The sequence below is a fragment of the Cellulomonas olei genome (genome assembly GCF_039548315.1).
In the GTDB taxonomy this organism is placed as follows: domain Bacteria; phylum Actinomycetota; class Actinomycetes; order Actinomycetales; family Cellulomonadaceae; genus Cellulomonas.
Genome location: NZ_JBCLVN010000014.1, coordinates 1 through 17,107, shown reverse-complemented (window position 1 = coordinate 17,107; position 17,107 = coordinate 1). Strand labels below are relative to the sequence as shown.

The following is a 17,107-nucleotide window of genomic DNA, read 5'->3' as shown; positions in this document are numbered from 1 at the left end:
CTCACCCCACGGTGCGGGCGAGCGCGACGGGGCAGTCGGCCAGGTGGTCGTCGACGATCCCGCAGGCCTGCATGGCGGCGTAGGCCGTCGTCGGCCCGATGAACCGGAACCCCTGCCGCTTGAGCTCCTTGGCCAGCGCGGCGGACTCCGCGGTGGACGCCGGCACGTCGGCGAACGTGCGCGGGCGGGGCCGGGTGCCGGCGAGCGGAGCCGCGGACCAGAACAGCTCGTCGAGCCCCAGCCCGCGGTCGTGCAGGTCCAGCAGCGCCTGGGCGTTGGCGACGGCCGCCGTGATCTTCGCGTGGTTCCGGATGATGCCGGTGTCGGCCATGAGCCGCTCGACGTCGTGCTCGTCGTAGCCCGCGACGACGGCCGGGTCGAACCCCGCGAACGCCTCCCGGAACCCCTCGCGCCGGCGCAGGATCGTGATCCACGACAGGCCCGACTGGAACGCCTCGAGCGTCATCCGCTCGAACAGCTCGCGCTCGCCGTGCACGGGGACGCCCCACTCCTCGTCGTGGTAGCGCTCGTACAGGGGGTCGCCGTCGCCGAAGCAGCGGCGGCCGACGGGGCCGCTGGTCGTGGTGGTGGGGGCGTCGGTGGCGTCGCTGCTCGTCATGCCGACACTCTGCCGCAACGGCCCGACACCCGGCGGTGGTGGTCCCCAGGCCGCACCTCCGCGGGGCCTGTGGACGGTCGGACGACCTCCCACCACGATGTGGACACGGCTTGTCTGACACGTGAGACGGCGTAAGGTCGCTCGGGCGCTGGAGCACCGACCGTCCCGCGAGCCGACCCCGGAGCGCCCCGACGACCGCCGGTGGTCCGCGCCACCCGGACCGTCGAGGAGTCGTCACCGCATGTCTGCCACCACCGCCGCCACCAGCACGCCGCCGGGTGCGTCCCGGCCGCTCAACTCGCCCTCCCGCGTCATCGCGGCGAGCCTCGTGGGCACCACGATCGAGTTCTACGACTTCTACGTCTACGCGACGGCCGCGGTCCTCGTGTTCCCGAAGCTGTTCTTCCCGACCGGCAACGACACCACCGCGCTGCTCGCGTCGTTCGCGGTGTTCGGCGCCGCGATGGTCGCCCGCCCGGTCGGCGCCGTGTTCTTCGGCCACCTCGGGGACCGTCGCGGGCGCAAGACCACGCTGGTCTACTCGCTGCTGACGATGGGCATCGCGACCTTCCTCATCGGCGTGCTCCCCACGTTCGGCCACATCGGCATCGGCGCCACCGTCGCGCTGCTGGTGCTGCGGCTCGCCCAGGGCTTCGCGCTCGGCGGCGAGTGGTCCGGCGCCGCCCTGGTCGCCACCGAGAACGCGCCCGCCGGCAAGCGCGCCTGGTACGGGACGTTCCCGCAGCTCGGGGCGCCGCTCGGCTTCATCATCGCGAACGGCCTGTTCCTCGCGATCAACGGCCTGCTGGGCGAGGGGTCCGAGGCGTTCATGGCCTGGGGCTGGCGGATCCCGTTCCTGTTCTCGGCCGTCATGGTCGTCATCGGCCTGTGGGTGCGGCTGCGCCTGGTGGAGTCCGAGGCGTTCACGACCGCCGAGAAGAAGGGCCGGCTGACCAAGCTGCCCCTCGGCACGACGCTGCGGTTCCACTGGCGCGAGACCCTGCTCGGCACGTTCATCATGCTGGCGACCTACGTGCTGTTCTACCTGATGACGAACTTCACGCTGACCTACGGCACCCGCGCCGTCGCCCCGGAGGACGGCGAGCCCGGCGGCCTGGGCATCCCGTACGTGCACTTCGTGCTCATGCAGATCCTCGGGGTCGTGTTCTTCGGCGTCTTCACGCTGCTCTCCGGGCCGCTGGCCGACCGGATCGGACGCCGGCGGCTGCTCATCTGGGTGACCTCCGGGATCATCGCGTTCGGGCTGACGTTCGCGCTGTTCCTGCCGCTGCGCGAGGACCAGGTGTTCACCGGGGCGCTCGTGCAGGCGTTCCTCGTCCTCGGCTTCACGCTGATGGGCGCGACGTTCGGGCCGATGGGCGCGCTGCTGCCCGAGCTGTTCCCCACGAACGTCCGGTACACCGGCTCCGCGGTGGCCTACAACGTGTCGTCGATCCTCGGCGCCGCGCTCGCGCCGATCGTCGCGCTCGCCCTGTGGGGCCTGGCGGACGGCGGCACGTGGCTGGTCGGCCTGTACCTGTCGGGCGCCGCGGTGCTGACGCTCGTGGCGCTGCTCCTCACGCGGGAGACGAAGGACCAGGACTACACGCGGGCGTCGCACGAGGGCTGACGCGGCGGCCGCTCCGCCCCCGGCACGTGGGCCCGGGGCGGAGCCACCCTGCTGTCAGCACCGGTCGAACGACGTGCACCCTGCCGGCAGCTGCGGCTGGACGGGCAGCGCGTCGGCCGGGCCCTGCTCGAGGTAGGTCGACCGGTACCAGGTGTCGGCCGCGGTGCCCGGCCCGTCGTAGGACTCGGTGCGCTCCAGGAGCGTGCCCGAGTCCGGGTCGACGACGAGCCGGTGCACGCTGGTCCCGTCCCCGACGGCGAGCGTCTGCTCGAGCGCCACACCCGGGCGGCCCGCGGCGTCGGTGACGTCCCCCACCAGCCGCACGCCGTCGAGCTGCGACGCGATCTGCCACAGCGCGCCGCGCAGCGCGGGAGGGGCGGGGCTCTCCACCAGCAGGGACGTGATCTGGTCGAGCAGCAGGTTGTCGAGGGTGCGCGAGTTCTCGGGCTGGCCCTCGGTCAGCAGCTCCCGCAGCGCCACCGGGTCCGTCGGGAGCGCCTTCAGGCCGTCCCAGTCGACGGTCGCCCCCCCGACCGGGAACGACGCGGCCCCCGTGCCGACCGGGTCCGGGCCGAGGAGGTCGTCCTGGATCAGGCCGGGCTCCACGCGCGCGTTCCAGACCTCCCGGCGGTGCTCGGTCCCGGCCGGCCCCGGGTCCTGCCCGGCGCCCCGGCCGGCGTGGATCGACACGGTGTGCCAGTACGGCGCGTCCCCGACCTCGTCCGGCTGGGCCGCCGCGGCGGCGCCGGCGGCGACCAGGACCTCGGCCGCCTCGGCCTCGGGCGTGGTCCCGTCCAGCGCCAGGGGCACCAGGACCAGCGCGGCGGCGGCGGCCACGCCGGTGACGGTGAGCCCGAGGCGGCGGCGACGGGCACGGCGGCGGTGCAGGAGCACGACCGCCTGCGCGGTACGCGTGCGGTCGTCGAGCAGCGTCCGGGCGGCCGCGAGCACCGCGGGGTCGGGGTCGGTCGCGGCGGCGGTGCTGGTGAGCAGCGCGTCGAGGCTCATCGGCGTGTCTCCTGTCCGGTCGGTGCGAGGGTGGCGAGGGCGGCCTGAGCGCGGCTGCGGGCGCGGTGCAGGCGGCTGCGGGCCGCCACGGGGCTGATGCCCAGGGCGTCGGCGGCCTCGGCGGGCGTGAGCCCGTCCCAGGCGACGAGCAGGACGATCTGGCGGTCCTCGGAGCTGAGGGTGCCCAGGGCGGCGCGGAGCTCTCCTCGTCTGGCGACGGCGTCCACCCGGTCGTCCACGGCATCCCAGTCGACGTCGTCGGCCAGGGCGGGGGTCCACCCCGGCCGGCGCCGCAGGTGGGTGCGGACCGTGTTCGCCGCGATGCCGTAGAGCCACGGCAGCGCCGAGCCGCTGGGGTGCGGGTGCACGCGCAGCCGCGCCTCGACCGCGGCGAGGAACACCTCCCCCAGCAGGTCGTCGGCCGGTCCGCTCCCCACGCGGCGGCTGAGGTAGCGGTGCACCGCCACCGCGTGCCGCTCGTAGAGCACCCCCAGGATCTCGGGGTGGGTCCGGGCGCGGGCCAGCAGGTCGGCGTCGCTCTGTGCGTCCTCCATGCCCCTCCTATGCCCGCGGCGCGCTCAGCGTTGCAGAGGCGCACCACGGGCGCGGCGGCGTCGGCGAGGTCTGGCGGGTCGCCCGGGGGTGCCACGGCCGGGCGGCAGGCCGCCGCGCTCGGCTCAGCGCCCGCGCTCAGCCCAGCGCCGCGAGGGCCTTCCGGATCCGCTTCTCGCTCACCGGCACCGGCGTGCCGAGCTGCTGCGCGAACAGGCTGACCCGCAGCTCCTCGACCAGCCACCGGGCGTCCTCCAGCGCGGCGAGGTCCGCGGGCACCGGGGTCCGGGAGGTCACGCGGGCGCGGGTCTGGCCGAGCAGCTGCTCGAGGTCGCGCACCTGCCAGGCGAGCTGCTCGTCGCGGGCCGGGTTGGCGCCCGCCTTGTCGAGCCGGTGGGCGGCGGCACGCAGGTAGCGGGTGACGTGGGGCAACCGGTCGGCGCCGGTCTCGGCGACGAACCCGTCGTGCACGAGCGTCTCGGCCTGGGCCTGCACGTCGCGCACGGTGCCGAGCAGGGCGAGCGACCGCGTGCCGCGAACCGCCGCGTCGAGGTCCCGTGCCGCGCCGAGCACGGCGACGACGTCCCCGACGACGCGGTGGGCGGCGTCCTCCAGGCGGTCCCGGACGACCGCGCGGGCCTCGGCGTACGCCGCCGCGGTGCGGACGGACGTGGCGGGCCGGCCGGCGAGGTGCTCGGTGAGCAGGCGGTCGACGGCGGCGAGCTGCACGTCGGTGACGAGGGCCTCGGTGCTCGGGTAGGGGCTGGCGGCGAGCGCGAGCGCCTGCGCGCCGGTCCACCGGCTGGTGATCCGGGCGGTCGCCAGGCCGACGTCGCGCAGCAGCAGGCGGCGCAGCCCGGCGCGGTGCCGCAGCGCCTGCTCGCCGGCGTCGGCCAGCACCTCGACGCGGACGGTGGCGGCCGGGCCGCGGCCGTGCTCGACGAGCGCCGGGTAGCCGCGGACGGTGAGGCCGCTGGGGTCGGTGGTCTCGACGCGCTCGGGCAGCTCGCCGCCGGGCAGGCCGTCCGGCCACGTGGACAGGTCCCCGGCGTCGAACCCGGGCAGCGCGGCGGGGGCGGGGCGTCCGGCGGGGGGCGCTCCGGGTACGGGCGCGGCCGGCCGGGGTGCCGTCCGCCCGCGGTCGCGCCCGCCGCGGTCGCCGTCGCCGCGTGCCGCGTCGGCCATCGCGTCGCGCACCGCCGACCGCACCGCCGTGCTGACGGCGTCCTGCGTCCGGGCCGCGAGCCGGCGCTGCAGCACCGCGAGGTCCTTGCCCTCGTCGACGACCCGCCCCCGGTCGTCGACCACGCGGAACGTCATGCGCAGGTGCGGCGGCAGCCGGTCCTCGTCCACGGCGTCCTCGGGCACCTCCACGTCCCGCAGCGCCCGGACGGCCTGCCGGAACGTGGCCCGGAACGAGGGCGCCGCGTCCCCGGCGCGCACGGTGTCCGCCCAGGAGGCGGTGTGCGCGTCGAACCACGCGACGACGTCCCGCGCCACGTCCGGGGCGGGGACCAGCTGGACGCGCACCGGCTTGGGCAGCGCGCGGATCGTGGCGGTCACCAGCTCCTCGCGCAGGCCGGGCACCATCCAGTCGAACCCGTCGGGCTGCACGCGGGCGAGCGCCACGAGCGGCACGTGGACGGTCACGCCGTCCGCGTCGGTCCCGGGCTGGAACTGGTAGGTCAGCGGCAGCTCCAGGTCGCCCTGCGGCCACGTGGACGGGAACGACCCCTCGATGCCGGCGTCGGCGTCCTCGGTGACGAGCAGCTCGCGCGTGAACGTCAGCAGGTCGGGGTCCTGACGCCGGGCGCCCTTCCACCACTGGTCGAAGTGCCGCGCGGACACCACGTCGTCGGGGATCCGCTCGTCGTAGAAGTCGAACAGCGCGTCGTCGTCCACCACGAGCCCGCGCCGCCGCGACCGCGCCTCCAGGTCCTCCGCCTCGTCGAGCAGCCGGCGGTTCTCCGCGAAGAACGCGTGGTGCGTCGTCCAGTCGCCCTCGACCAGGGCGTGCCGGATGAACAGCTCGCGCGCGTGCTCGGCGTCCACCTTCCCGAACAGCACCCGCCGCCCGGTGACGATCGGGACGCCGTAGAGCATGACGCGCTCCAGGGCCATGGCGGCGCCCTGCTTGGAGGACCACGACGGCTCCGAGTACGACCGCTTCACCAGGTGCCCGGCGAGCTCCTCGGCCCACTCGGGCTGGATCCGCGCGGCGTCCCGCGCCCACAGCCGGGAGGTCTCGACGAGCTCGCCGGCCATCACCCACGCCGGCGGCTTCTTGGCGAGCGCCGAGCCGGGGAAGATCGCGAACCGCGCCCCCCGCGCGCCGAGGTACTCGTTGCGGCCGCGCCGGTCGGGTGCGCGCCCGCCGTCCCGGCCCCGGCCGCGCTGCGGGGCGCCGCCCGACAGGTCGGACGCCTCCTGCATCCCGATCTGCGACAGCAGGCCGGACAGCAGCGCCACGTGGATGCGGTCCGCGTCCCACTCCAGGCGCAGCGAGCCGCGCGCGGCGGTCGCCGGGTCCTCGTGGTCGGCCGACCCGGCGGACAGGTCGCGGTCGGTGCGGCGCGGGGGGTTCACGGTGATGCCGAGCGGCTTCGCGAGCTCCTTGAGCTGCGTCACCACGTCCTGCCACTCGCGCAGCCGCAGCCAGTTGAGGTACTCCGACCGGCACAGCCGCCGGAACGCCGAGCCCGACAGGTCGCGCTGCGCGTCGCGGACGTACTGCCACAGGTTGAGGTAGGTGAGGAAGTCCGACGTCGGGTCGGCGAACCGGGCGTGGGCCTGGTCCGCCTGGGCGCGCTGCTCGACGGGGCGCTCGCGCGGGTCCTGGATCGACAGCGCGGCGGCCACGACCATCACCTCGCGCGCGACGCCCCGCCGGCCGCCCTCGACGATCATGCGCGCCAGCCGCGGGTCCATCGGGAGCTGGGCGAGCGCCCGCCCGGTGTCCGTGAGGCGGGTGCCCGACGGCCCGGCCTCGAGCGCGCCGAGCTCCGTGAGCAGCTGCACGCCGTCGCGGACGGCCCGCACGTCCGGCGGGTCGACGAACGGGAACGACGCCACGTCGTCCGGCCCGGCCGCGACGCCGACCGCGATCATCTGCAGGATCACGGACGCCAGCGACGTCCGCAGGATCTCCGGCTCCGTGAACCGCGGGCGGGAGGCGTAGTCCTCCTCGGAGTACAGCCGGATCGCGATGCCGTCGGCGACGCGCCCGCAGCGCCCGGACCGCTGGTTCGCCGACGCCTGCGAGATCGGCTCGATGGGCAGCCGCTGCACCTTCGTGGCCTTGGAGTACCGCGAGATGCGGGCGGTCCCGGGGTCGACGACGTAGCGGATGCCGGGCACGGTCAGCGACGTCTCGGCGACGTTGGTGGCGAGCACGACGCGGCGGGTGCCGTGCGCCTGGAACACCCGGTGCTGCTCGGCGGCGGACAGCCGGCCGTACAGCGGCAGCAGCTCGACCGCGTCGGGGCGCCGCGCGTCCTGCACCCGCGGGCCGAGGTGCCCCCGCAGCGCCTCCTCGGCGTCGCGGATCTCGCGCTCGCCGGACAGGAACACCAGCACGTCGCCGGGCCCCTCGGCGGCGAGCTCGTCGACGGCCTCGCAGATCGCCGTCATGAGGTCGCGGTCCTCGTCCCTGGCGGCGTCCCTCGCCGCGGGCGCGGTACGCCGGGCCGGGGCGTCGTCCGGGTCGTCGGTGGGCCGGTCGGGGGACAGCGGCCGGTACCGGACCTCCACGGGGTAGGTGCGCCCGGTGACCTCGACGACCGGCGCGGGCGCGCCCTCGGGGTGCTCCGGCGTCGCCGGGCCGGCGAAGTGGGCCGCGAACCGCGCCGAGTCGATCGTCGCGGAGGTGATGACCACCTTGAGGTCCGGGCGCCGCGGCAGCAGCTGCGCGAGGTACCCGAGGACGAAGTCGATGTTCAGCGAGCGCTCGTGGGCCTCGTCGATGATGAGCGTGTCGTACTGGCGCAGCTCCGGGTCCCGCTGGATCTGCGCCAGCAGGATGCCGTCCGTCATCACCTTGACGAGCGTCCGGTCCGACGACTCGTCGGTGAACCGCACCTGGTAGCCGACCAGCTCGCCGATGGTCGTCCCCAGCTCGTCGGCGATGCGCTCCGCGACCGTGCGGGCGGCGATCCGCCGGGGCTGCGTGTGCCCGATCTGCCCGTCCCGGCCGCGCCCGAGCTCCAGCGCGATCTTCGGGAGCTGGGTGGTCTTCCCGGACCCGGTCTCGCCCGCGACGATCACGACCTGGTGGTCCCGGATCGCGGCGGCGATCTCGGAGCGCCGCGCCGAGACGGGGAGCTGCTCCGGGTAGGTGACCGGCGGCAGGACGACGGCGCGGCGAGCGTCCGCGAGGGCGGCGAGACGCCGTCCGCGGCCCGCACCGCCCCGGCGCCCGTGCGCGCCCGCGCCCCGGGGCCCGCCCGCCGGCTGCCGCTGGTCGGGACCCGCGGGCGCGCCGGCCGCTGCAGGTGCCGCGGGTGCTCCGGCCGCCGGGCGGCTCCCGCCGCGCCCCCGCCCGGGTCGCCGACCGCGCCGCCGGGGGGCGGGTGCGGGGGAGGCGGGGTCGGCGTCAGTCACGGCGCACCATTGTCACCGCTCGCGGCGGCCGGGCGCGATCCGATTCGCGCAGGGCGATCGGTGGGCGCGGCGGACGGAAAAGGCCTCGACCCCGTGCGGTGCGCCCGCCTAGGGTCGTCGCCATGTGGATCTGAGCGGCCCCGAGTCCCGTCCCTCGACTCGCGTCGGCCCGCGCCCGTCCGCGCGGCCGCGCCGCTGGTGGTGATCCCGTGCCGGTACCCGGCAGCTCCGTCCCCGCGTCCCCTGCGTCGTCCCGCACGCCCGTGCTGCGCGCCGTCGGCGTCTCCCGCGTGCTCGGCGACCGCCGCGTCCTCACGGACGTGAGCCTCTCCGTGGACCCCGGCCACCGCCTGGCCGTCGTCGGCGAGAACGGCGCGGGCAAGTCCACGCTGCTGCGGCTGCTCGCCGGCGCGGACCGCCCCGACGCCGGCACCGTGTCCCGGCCCGCCGACCTGGCGTACCTGCACCAGGAGCCGCCGTTCGGGCCGGGGGCGACCGTCCACGACGTGGTCGAGGACGCGCTCGCGGCGGTCCGCGCGCTCGGGGCCGACCTGGAGCGGACGGCGGCGGCGCTCGGCGACCCCGGCGCCGGCCCGGCGGCGGAGGCGGCGTACGACCTGGCGCTCGCCCGCGCGCAGGCCGCCGACGTCTGGGACGCCGACGCCCGGGCGCAGCGCGTGCTCGCGGGTCTCGGGCTCGGCGGCGTCGACCCGGACCGGCCCAGCGGCACGCTGTCCGGCGGCGAGCGGAGCCGGCTGGCGCTCGGGGCGGTGCTGGTCCGCCGCCCGGGCGCCGTGCTGCTGGACGAGCCGACGAACCACCTGGACGACGCGGCGGCCGAGTTCCTCGCGGCGGCCCTGGTGGAGCTGCCGGGCGCCGTGGTGCTCGCGAGCCACGACCGGGTGTTCCTCGACGAGGTCGGCACCGAGGTGCTCGACCTCGACCCGGTGCCCGGCGGCCCGCGCGTGGTCGGCGGGCGGTTCTCGGACTACCGGGAGGCCCAGCGGGTCGCCCGCCGGCAGTGGCAGGAGCGCTGGGAGGCCGAGCGCGAGGAGGTCGCGGCGCTGCGGGCGTCCCTCGCGGGTGACGGCTCGGCCCGCGCGGTCGCGCCCGGCCGGGCGATGACGGACCGGAACAAGATGGCCTACGGGCGCTACGGCGACCGGGTCGCGCACCAGGTGTCCCGCCGGGTGCGGGACGCCCGCCGCCGGCTGGACGAGATCGAGGCGGCGCCGGTGCGGCGGCCGCCGCGCGGGCTGGCGTTCCGGGGGACGCTCACGGCCGCGGCCCGCCGGGACGGGACGGTGCTGGCGGTGCGGGGCGCCGAGGTGCCCGGACGGCTGTCCGTCGGGGCGCTCGACGTGCACCGGGACACCGCGCTGCTCGTCACCGGACCGAACGGCTCCGGCAAGTCGACCCTGCTCCACCTGCTCGCGGGCGACCTCGTGCCGGAGCGCGGCTCGGTGCACCGCGCCCGCGGGGCCCGCGTGGCGCTGCTCGAGCAGGACGTGGGCCTCGCGGACGACCCGCGCACGCCCCGGGACGTCTACAGCCTGGTGGCGGAGGGCGTCGCCGGAGCCGTGCCGCTCGTCGAGCTCGGGCTGGTGGCGCCCCGGGACGCGGACCGTCCGCTGCGCGAGCTGTCGGTGGGGCAGCGGCGGCGGGTCGTGCTCGCGCTGCTCGTCGCGCAGGCCCCCGACGTGCTGCTGCTCGACGAGCCGACCAACCACATCTCCCTGGCGCTCGCGGACGAGCTGGCCGACGCCCTGCGGTCCGCGCCCGGGGCCGTGGTCGTGGCGTCCCACGACCGGTGGCTGCGCCGGACGTGGCACGGCACGACGGTGGGCGTCGAGGACGGCGGGCTCCGTGTCGGAGGACCCTCGTAGGGTGGCGGGCATGACGCAGAGCGACACCCCGGCCGGCGACGGCGCGGACGCGGCCCCCGCGACGGAGGGCGAGCGCCGCGCGGCGCAGGCGCTGGCCGACGCGGGCGTCCCGCACACCCTCGTGCGGCACGGGCGCGTCGGGTCGCTGGCCGAGGCGGCCGCGGCGCGCGGCGTCGAGCCGGCGGGGATCGTCAAGACGCTCGTCGTCCGCCGCGGCGACGACGACTTCCTGTTCGTCCTGGTGCCCGGCGACCGCGCGATCTCCTGGCCGAAGCTCCGGGCGCTGCTCGGCATCAGCCGGATGTCGATGCCGGACGCGGCGACGGCCCGGGACGTCACGGGCTACGAGCGCGGGACGATCACGCCGTTCGGGTCCCTGCGTGCCTGGCCGGTGGTCGCGGACGCGCGCGTGGCCGGCCGCACGGTCTCGATCGGCGGGGGCGGCCACGGGGTGGGCGCGACGCTCGACGGCGACGACCTGGTGCGGGTGCTCGGCGCGACCGTGGCGGACGTCACGGATCGCGCGCCGGAGGACCGCGGCTGACGGTTCCGCGGCGGCCCGGTCAAGTCCGGGTCAACCGTTGCCCCAGGGCGGGGAACTTTCCGCGCCCGTACGTGCGTTCACCTGGGCGTGGCCGCACGCGGAGCGGCCGGGACGGCCGCGTGGCGCCAGCGGGTGCGCCGCCGGCCCCGCCGGTGAATGATCTCCGCGGCCCCGACGACGAGAAGACGAGGACAGATGGACCTGACCGAGGATCCCACCGGCCCCCTGGGGGGCATCGGGGTGACAGCCGCGCACGGGCGCACGGTGGTCCGGCTGTGGGGGGAGGTCGACGGCGCCCTGCGCGCGGAGGCCAGCGCGTCGATGGCGCAGGCGCTGGCGAGCACCGCGCCCATCGTCGTCGACGCCTCCGGGGTGACGTTCATCGACTCGTCCGGCCTGGCGTTCGTGCTGCAGCTCCACCTGGCCGCCTCCGAGACGGGTCAGCGGCTCACGCTGCGCGACCCGGGGCGCGAGGTGCTGGAGAAGCTGGAGCTGCTCGGCATGTCGGGTGAGCTGGAGATCGAGGACCAGCCCGCCGTCGCCTGACGGGGAGGCGGCGACTCCTCCCCACCCCGCCGCCACGCCGTCCCTCCACAGGCGACGGGGTGCCTGGCGACCGGTGTGGGTGCCCGCGGCTACGTTCGACGCATGCGCCTGCTCCACACCTCCGACTGGCACCTCGGGCGGACCCTGCACGGGGTCGACCTGACGGCGCACCAGCAGGTGTTCCTCGACCACCTGGTCGAGGTGGTGCGCGACGAGCAGGTCGACGCCGTGCTCGTCGCGGGCGACGTCTACGACCGGGCGATCCCCCCGGTCGAGTCGGTCGCGCAGCTCTCCGCGGCGCTGGCCCGGCTCGCGGAGCACGCGGTCGTCGTGCTGACCCCGGGCAACCACGACTCCGCCGTCCGCCTGGGCTTCGGCTCGGACCTGCTGACCGAGCGCGTCCGCGTGGTGGCGCGGGCCGACCAGGTCGGTCGGCCCGTCGTGCTCCCGTCGCCGGACGGCGACGTGCTCGTCTACGGCCTGCCGTACCTCGACCCCGACGCCGCCCGCCGCACGCTCGCGCCCGGGGACGAGCCGCTCGCGCGGTCGCACGCGGCGGTGCTCGGCGCGGCGATGGACCGGGTGCGGGCCGACCTGGCCGCGCGCACCGCCGACGCCCTGGCCGCGGGCCGCACCGCGCCGCGCTCGGTGGTGCTGGCGCACGCCTTCGTCGTCGGGGGTGCCGCCAGCGAGTCCGAGCGGGACATCCGCGTCGGGGGCGTCGACCACGCGCCCACGGCGGTGTTCGACGGAGTCGACTACGTCGCGCTCGGGCACCTGCACGGCCCGCAGCGGGTGGGGGACGCGGACGCCCGCACGGTGCTGCGGTACGCCGGGTCGCCGCTGGCGTACTCGTTCTCGGAGGCACGCCACACCAAGTCGACCGCGCTGGTGGACCTCGCGCCCGAGGGGCCGGTGCGGGTGCGCCTGGTCCCGGCCCCGGTGCCGCGCCGGCTCGCGGACGTCACCGGCACGCTCGCGGACCTGCTCGGCGAGGCGGGCGAGCCCCACGTGGACGACTGGGTGCGCGTCACGGTCACGGACGACCACCGGCCGGCCGACCTCTACGCCCGCGTGCGCGGCCGGTTCCCGCACGCCCTCGTCGTGCAGCACCGTCCGCCCGCGCGCGCCGCGGCGGGCACGGCGGGCGAGGTGACGGCGGCCAGGGACCCGCTCGAGGTCGCAGCCGAGTTCGTGGCGCACGTGACGGGCGCGCCGCCGACCGGCGCCGAGGCTGCCGTGCTGCGGCGCGCGTACGAGGACGCGGTCGCGGCGGAGCGGAGCGCCTGATGCGGCTGCACACCCTCACGCTGCAGGCCGTCGGACCGTTCGCCGGTCGGCACACGGTTGACTTCGCCGCCCTGTCCGCGGGCGGGCTGTTCCTGCTGGAGGGCCCCACCGGCGCCGGCAAGTCGACCGTCATCGACGCCGTCGTGTTCGCGCTGTACGGCAAGGTCGCCTCCGCCGCCGCGAGCGAGGACCGGCTCCGCTCCGCGTTCGCGGCGGAGGACGTCGAGACGGTGGTCGACCTGGTGCTCGAGACCGGGGCGGGCGTCTACCGCGTGCGGCGCACTCCCGCGTACGACCGGCCGAAGCGCCGCGGCTCCGGCACCGTGCGCCAGCAGGCGACGGTCAAGCTCTGGCGGCTGACGGCGGTGCCGGCCTCGGGCGTGCCGGACGACGCGGACGGGGAGCTCCTGTCGACCCGGCTGGACGAGGCCGGGGCCGAGCTCGCGCGGGTGGTCGGCCTCGACCGCGCGCAGTTCGTCCAGACCATGGTGCTGCCGCAGGGCGAGTTCGCGGCGTTCCTGCGGGCCGACCCCGAGCAGCGCCGCGGCCTCCTGCAGCGGATCTTCGGCACGGAGGTCTACGACCGCCTGCAGCAGCGCCTCCAGGAGCTCGGGCGCGAGGCCTCCCGGGCCGTCGCGGACGCGCGCGCCCGGGTCCAGGAGTCCGCCGCCCGGTTCGCGGGTGCGTCCGGCGCGGACGACGAGGGCGTCGCCGACCTGCGCACCGCGGCCGCGGAGGACCCGGCGGCGGTGTCCGCGCTGGTGGCGGAGCGGCTGGACGTGCTCCGCGCGGGAGCCGCGGCCGCGGAGGAGGCCGCCCGGTCCGCCGGCAGGCGCGCGGCGACCGTCCGTGCCGCCACCGACGAGGCGGCGCGGCGGCTGCGGCTCGTCCGGCGCCGTACCTCGCTGGAGGTCGAGCAGGAGCGGCTCGCCGCCGCGGCCGGCCGGCACGCGGAGGACCTGCAGCGGCTCGACCGGGCCCGCCGCGCGGCGGTCGTGCGGCCGGCGCTGCGCGGGCTCGACGAGGCCCGGGCGGCGTCCGCGGGCGCCGAGAAGGAGCTGCGCGCCGCGCTCGACGCCGCACCGGAGGGGCTGGCGCCCGCGGACACCGATGTCGCCCTGGCCGACGCCACGCTGCCGGACTCCCTCGCCACGGAGCGCGACGCCGGGGCCGCGGTCGTCGCGACGCTGCGGCGGGTCGTCGCCCTGGAGGACGGGCTGCCGGCCCGCCGCCGGGAGCTCGACCGCCTGCGCGAGCGCCAGGCGGCGCGCGAGCAGGCGATCGCCGATGCCGACGACGTGCTCGCCGCCCGTCCGGCCGAACGGGAGGCGCTGCTCGTCGAGCTGGACGACGCGACCGCGCTCGCCGCGACCGAGCCCGCGCGCGCCCGTGACGTCGCGGACGCCGAGGCGGTGCTCGCCGCCGTGCGCGACCTGCGGGCGGCCGAGGGGGAGCTCGCGGAGGCGACCCGGCAGCGCGCGGGCGCAGCCGCCGTGGCCGGGGTCGCGGTCCAGGAGGAGGCGCGCCTGCGGACCGCCCGGCTCGAGGGCTTCGCCGGCGAGCTCGCCGCCGGGCTCACGGACGGCGAGCCGTGCCCGGTGTGCGGCGCGGCGGAGCACCCCCGACCCGCGCCGCTCGGCGCGGACCACGTGCGCGAGGAGGACGTCGCCGCCGCGGAGGAGCGCCGCCGGGCCGCGGAGGCGGATGTGCGGGAGCGCGACGCGGCCGTCGTCGCGCTGACCGAGCGCTGCGCGGCGCTGCGGGAGCGGGTCGGCGCCACGACCTCCCTGCGGGACCTCGCGGCGCTGCAGCGGCACGCGGAGGACGAGGTCGGGCGCCGTCGAACCCTCCTCGCGGAGGCGCGCGCCGCCGCCGGGACGCGCGACCGGCTCCGGGATGCCCTGGCCGACCACGACCGTGTCACCGAGGAGCTGCGCGCGGGCCGGTCCCGCCTCGCCGACGAGCTCGCGGAGGCGGCGCACGCGCTCACCCGTGCGCAGGAGGAGCTCGACCGGGACACCGCCGAGGTCGCGGAGGCCCGCGCCGGCCACCCGACGGTCGTCGCGCGGCAGGGAGCGGAGCAGGCGCGCGTCGACGCCGCGGACGCCGTGCGCGACGCCCTGGCACGGCACGCCCAGGCGCGCCGGGTCGCGGCGGACCGCGAGGCGGAGCTCCGCCTGCTGCTCGCGGAGCACGGGTTCGTGGCCGCCGCGGGGTCGGCTGCGAGGCCGGGGTCGGCTGCCGGGGCGACCGCGGAGGACGTGGCCCGCGCGGCCGTCGCCGCCTCGGGGGACGTCGCGGCGGTCGAGCGGGCCGTCGAGGCGCACCGCACCGCCGTCGCGCTCGTCGAGGAGGGGTTGCGCGACCCCGAGCTCGCCGACCTCGGGGACGAGGGGCCGGACGCGCTGGCGATCCGGCTGGCGGAGCTCGAGTCCGCCCTCGCGGAGGCGCTCGCGACGGCCGACGCGGCCGGTGCCGCCCACGGGTCGGTCCGCGACCGCCTCGACCGCGCCACCGAGGCGGCCGACCGTGTCACCGAGGGGGTCGCGTCCCTGTCGGCCGCGGAGCGCGACGCCGCTCCCGTGCTGCGGATGGCCCGCCTCGCCGGTGGCACCGACGCCGACAACGCCGCCGCCCTCTCCCTCGCCACGTACGTGCTGGTCCGCCGGTTCGAGGACGTCGTGGCCGCGGCCAACGAGCGGCTCCGCGAGATGTCCGACGGTCGCTACGAGCTGGAGCGGTCCGACGAGCGGGAGGACGTCCGCAGCCGCCGCACCGGCCTCGCGATGCGCGTCGTCGACCACACCACGGGGTCGGCCCGGGACCCGCGGACGCTGTCGGGCGGCGAGACGTTCTACGTCTCGCTGTGCCTCGCGCTCGGCATGGCGGACGTCGTCACGGCCGAGGCCGGGGGGGTCGAGCTCGGCACCCTGTTCATCGACGAGGGCTTCGGCACCCTCGACCCGCACACGCTCGACGCCGTCCTCGCCGAGCTCGGCAGGCTGCGTGCCGGCGGCCGGGTCGTCGGCGTCGTGTCGCACGTGGAGACCCTCAAGCAGGCGGTGGCCGAACGGATCGAGGTGCGCCGCCGACCCGACGGCTCGAGCACGCTCACGGTCGTCGCGGGCTGAGCCGCCCGGCCGTGCCGTCGGTCCCCGGGGCGGCGCGGCGCCCGGGACGGTGCGGCGGGGCTGTCCACGGCCCCGCCGCACCGGTCGTCGGTCACCACGTCCAGCCGCGGGCCGCCAGCTCGACCTCCTCGCGCATCCGCTCCCACGGGTCGCCCTTCGCGCGCGGGAGCACCTCGACCCCCGCCAGCCGGCACGCGTCCGCGAGCAGGGCGTCGTACGCGAGCTGGCTCGCGATGATCCGCTCCGCGCGCGCCCAGGCGTGCGGGTCGGCCTCCAGCCGCTGCAGGTGCTGCGTCACGATGCCCAGCCGCAGCTGCACGTGCAGCGCGTCGAACGGGTCCGGGGGCGGCACCGCGCGCCCGTGCCGGACCCGCGCGGCGACCCGGTCGAGCTGTCCGGCGATGCCCGCCCGCAGGCGCGCCTGCACCGCCCGCCGCCGGGGCGACGGCTCGCCGCCGGGCACGAGCGCGAGCACGACGACGAACGCCAGCGACGGCGCGAGCAACCAGAACAGCAGGGACCACGGCATCGGAGCACCCCGCCCACCAGCCTAGGCGTCCGCTGTGACGTGCGCCACACTGTGTCCGGGGTCGGTCGCGCCCGCGGGGCGGGCCACCGCGGCACGCGGCGCGGGCCCTCCGACCCAGTCCCCGCACCCTCCTGACCTGCACACTCAGGGTCGCGGCCCCGATCTCCCGGGGGTCGGTCAGGGGTGGACCAGGGTGGTCCCGGATGCCCCCCGCACCACCACCCGGGCCACGATCGTCCTGCTGACATCCGACACACAGGAACTGGAGATCATGACTTCCACCGACGCCACGCCGATCGCGAGTGCCCGCGGTCTGGTGAAGACCTACGGATCGGGCGACACCGCCGTGCACGCCCTCGCGGGCGTCGACGTGGACTTCGCCCGGGGCGAGCTCACGGCGATCATGGGGCCGTCCGGCTCCGGCAAGTCCACCCTCATGCACTGCATGGCCGGCCTGGACCGCGCGAACGCGGGCTCGGTCGTCGTCGACGGCCTCGAGGTCAGCGCGATGAACGAGCGCCAGCTCACCCGCCTGCGCCGCGACCGGCTCGGGTTCGTGTTCCAGGCGTTCAACCTGGTGCCGACGCTCACGGCCCTCGAGAACATCACGCTGCCGCTCGACATCGCCCGCCGCCCGGTCGACCGTGCGCACCTCGACGCGGTCGTGCAGGCCGTGGGCCTCGCGGACCGCCTGGACCACAAGCCCACCGAGCTCTCCGGCGGCCAGCAGCAGCGCGTCGCCTGCGCGCGCGCCCTCGTCTCCCGCCCGGCGG

General features: G+C 77.2%; 12 protein-coding genes. 7 read left to right on the top strand and 5 right to left on the bottom strand.

Going from position 1 to position 17,107, the window contains the following annotated elements; all coding sequences use genetic code 11:
• Nucleotide 1 precedes the first annotated feature (1 nt).
• Nucleotides 2-619, bottom strand: a complete 618-nt coding sequence (locus AAHH18_RS06730) for a DNA-3-methyladenine glycosylase I (protein WP_343301061.1) — start codon at nucleotides 617-619, stop codon at nucleotides 2-4.
• Between the two features lie 241 nt (nucleotides 620-860).
• Here AAHH18_RS06730 and AAHH18_RS06725 point away from each other — a divergent pair, with 241 nt between their 5' ends.
• The gene (locus AAHH18_RS06725; protein WP_343301060.1) at nucleotides 861-2,249 is read left to right on the top strand and encodes an MFS transporter; all 1,389 of its coding nucleotides are present in this window, start codon (nucleotides 861-863) and stop codon (nucleotides 2,247-2,249) included.
• A gap of 54 nt (nucleotides 2,250-2,303) precedes the next feature.
• Here AAHH18_RS06725 and AAHH18_RS06720 read toward each other — a convergent pair whose 3' ends face one another.
• The 3 genes from AAHH18_RS06720 to hrpA form a co-directional block, all read right to left on the bottom strand.
• Nucleotides 2,304-3,257 (bottom strand): CU044_5270 family protein, encoded by a 954-nt coding sequence (locus tag AAHH18_RS06720; RefSeq protein WP_343301059.1) that lies wholly within the window; start codon nucleotides 3,255-3,257, stop codon nucleotides 2,304-2,306.
• Complete coding sequence (locus AAHH18_RS06715; protein WP_343301058.1) at nucleotides 3,254-3,811, bottom strand: RNA polymerase sigma factor; 558 nt, start codon at nucleotides 3,809-3,811, stop codon at nucleotides 3,254-3,256. The genes AAHH18_RS06720 and AAHH18_RS06715 overlap by 4 nt, the downstream gene beginning before the upstream one ends.
• A gap of 136 nt (nucleotides 3,812-3,947) precedes the next feature.
• Nucleotides 3,948-8,408, bottom strand: a complete 4,461-nt coding sequence (gene hrpA / locus AAHH18_RS06710; protein ID WP_343301057.1) for an ATP-dependent RNA helicase HrpA — start codon at nucleotides 8,406-8,408, stop codon at nucleotides 3,948-3,950.
• Nucleotides 8,409-8,617: 209 nt separating this feature from the next.
• Here hrpA and AAHH18_RS06705 point away from each other — a divergent pair, with 209 nt between their 5' ends.
• The 5 genes from AAHH18_RS06705 (at nucleotide 8,618) to AAHH18_RS06685 (ending at nucleotide 15,805) form a co-directional block, all read left to right on the top strand.
• On the top strand, nucleotides 8,618-10,294 hold the full coding sequence (locus AAHH18_RS06705; RefSeq protein ID WP_343301056.1) for an ABC-F family ATP-binding cassette domain-containing protein: 1,677 nt from the start codon (nucleotides 8,618-8,620) through the stop codon (nucleotides 10,292-10,294).
• A gap of 10 nt (nucleotides 10,295-10,304) precedes the next feature.
• Nucleotides 10,305-10,838 carry an aminoacyl-tRNA deacylase gene (locus AAHH18_RS06700; protein ID WP_343301055.1) on the top strand — a complete coding sequence of 178 codons (534 nt, stop codon included), beginning with the start codon at nucleotides 10,305-10,307 and terminating at the stop codon, nucleotides 10,836-10,838.
• 195 nt (nucleotides 10,839-11,033) lie between these two features.
• Entirely contained in the window at nucleotides 11,034-11,384 is a 351-nt protein-coding gene (locus tag AAHH18_RS06695) for an STAS domain-containing protein (RefSeq protein WP_283318637.1), read from the top strand.
• A 102-nt stretch (nucleotides 11,385-11,486) separates the two neighbouring features.
• Complete coding sequence (locus AAHH18_RS06690) at nucleotides 11,487-12,674, top strand: exonuclease SbcCD subunit D (protein ID WP_343301054.1); 1,188 nt, start codon at nucleotides 11,487-11,489, stop codon at nucleotides 12,672-12,674.
• Nucleotides 12,674-15,805 carry an SMC family ATPase gene (locus AAHH18_RS06685; protein WP_343301053.1) on the top strand — a complete coding sequence of 1,044 codons (3,132 nt, stop codon included), beginning with the start codon at nucleotides 12,674-12,676 and terminating at the stop codon, nucleotides 15,803-15,805. The genes AAHH18_RS06690 and AAHH18_RS06685 overlap by 1 nt, the downstream gene beginning before the upstream one ends.
• A 91-nt stretch (nucleotides 15,806-15,896) precedes the next feature.
• Here AAHH18_RS06685 and AAHH18_RS06680 read toward each other — a convergent pair whose 3' ends face one another.
• Nucleotides 15,897-16,334, bottom strand: a complete 438-nt coding sequence (locus AAHH18_RS06680) for a hypothetical protein (RefSeq protein ID WP_343301052.1) — start codon at nucleotides 16,332-16,334, stop codon at nucleotides 15,897-15,899.
• A 271-nt stretch (nucleotides 16,335-16,605) separates the two neighbouring features.
• Between AAHH18_RS06680 and AAHH18_RS06675 the strand changes: the two genes are divergently transcribed.
• On the top strand, nucleotides 16,606-17,107 hold a 502-nt coding region (locus AAHH18_RS06675; protein ID WP_343301051.1), incomplete at its 3' end, for an ABC transporter ATP-binding protein.

Bases quoted from the DNA above. Each gene is read 5' to 3' on its own strand.
- AAHH18_RS06700 (WP_343301055.1), top strand. From the start codon at position 10,305: ATGACGCAGAGCGACACCCCGGCCGGCGACGGCGCGGACGCGGCCCCC.
- AAHH18_RS06720 (WP_343301059.1), bottom strand. From the start codon at position 3,257: ATGAGCCTCGACGCGCTGCTCACCAGCACCGCCGCCGCGACCGACCCC.
- AAHH18_RS06680 (WP_343301052.1), bottom strand. From the start codon at position 16,334: ATGCCGTGGTCCCTGCTGTTCTGGTTGCTCGCGCCGTCGCTGGCGTTC.
- AAHH18_RS06715 (WP_343301058.1), bottom strand. From the start codon at position 3,811: ATGGAGGACGCACAGAGCGACGCCGACCTGCTGGCCCGCGCCCGGACC.
- AAHH18_RS06695 (WP_283318637.1), top strand. From the start codon at position 11,034: ATGGACCTGACCGAGGATCCCACCGGCCCCCTGGGGGGCATCGGGGTG.
- AAHH18_RS06685 (WP_343301053.1), top strand. From the start codon at position 12,674: ATGCGGCTGCACACCCTCACGCTGCAGGCCGTCGGACCGTTCGCCGGT.
- AAHH18_RS06730 (WP_343301061.1), bottom strand. From the start codon at position 619: ATGACGAGCAGCGACGCCACCGACGCCCCCACCACCACGACCAGCGGC.
- AAHH18_RS06690 (WP_343301054.1), top strand. From the start codon at position 11,487: ATGCGCCTGCTCCACACCTCCGACTGGCACCTCGGGCGGACCCTGCAC.
- AAHH18_RS06725 (WP_343301060.1), top strand. From the start codon at position 861: ATGTCTGCCACCACCGCCGCCACCAGCACGCCGCCGGGTGCGTCCCGG.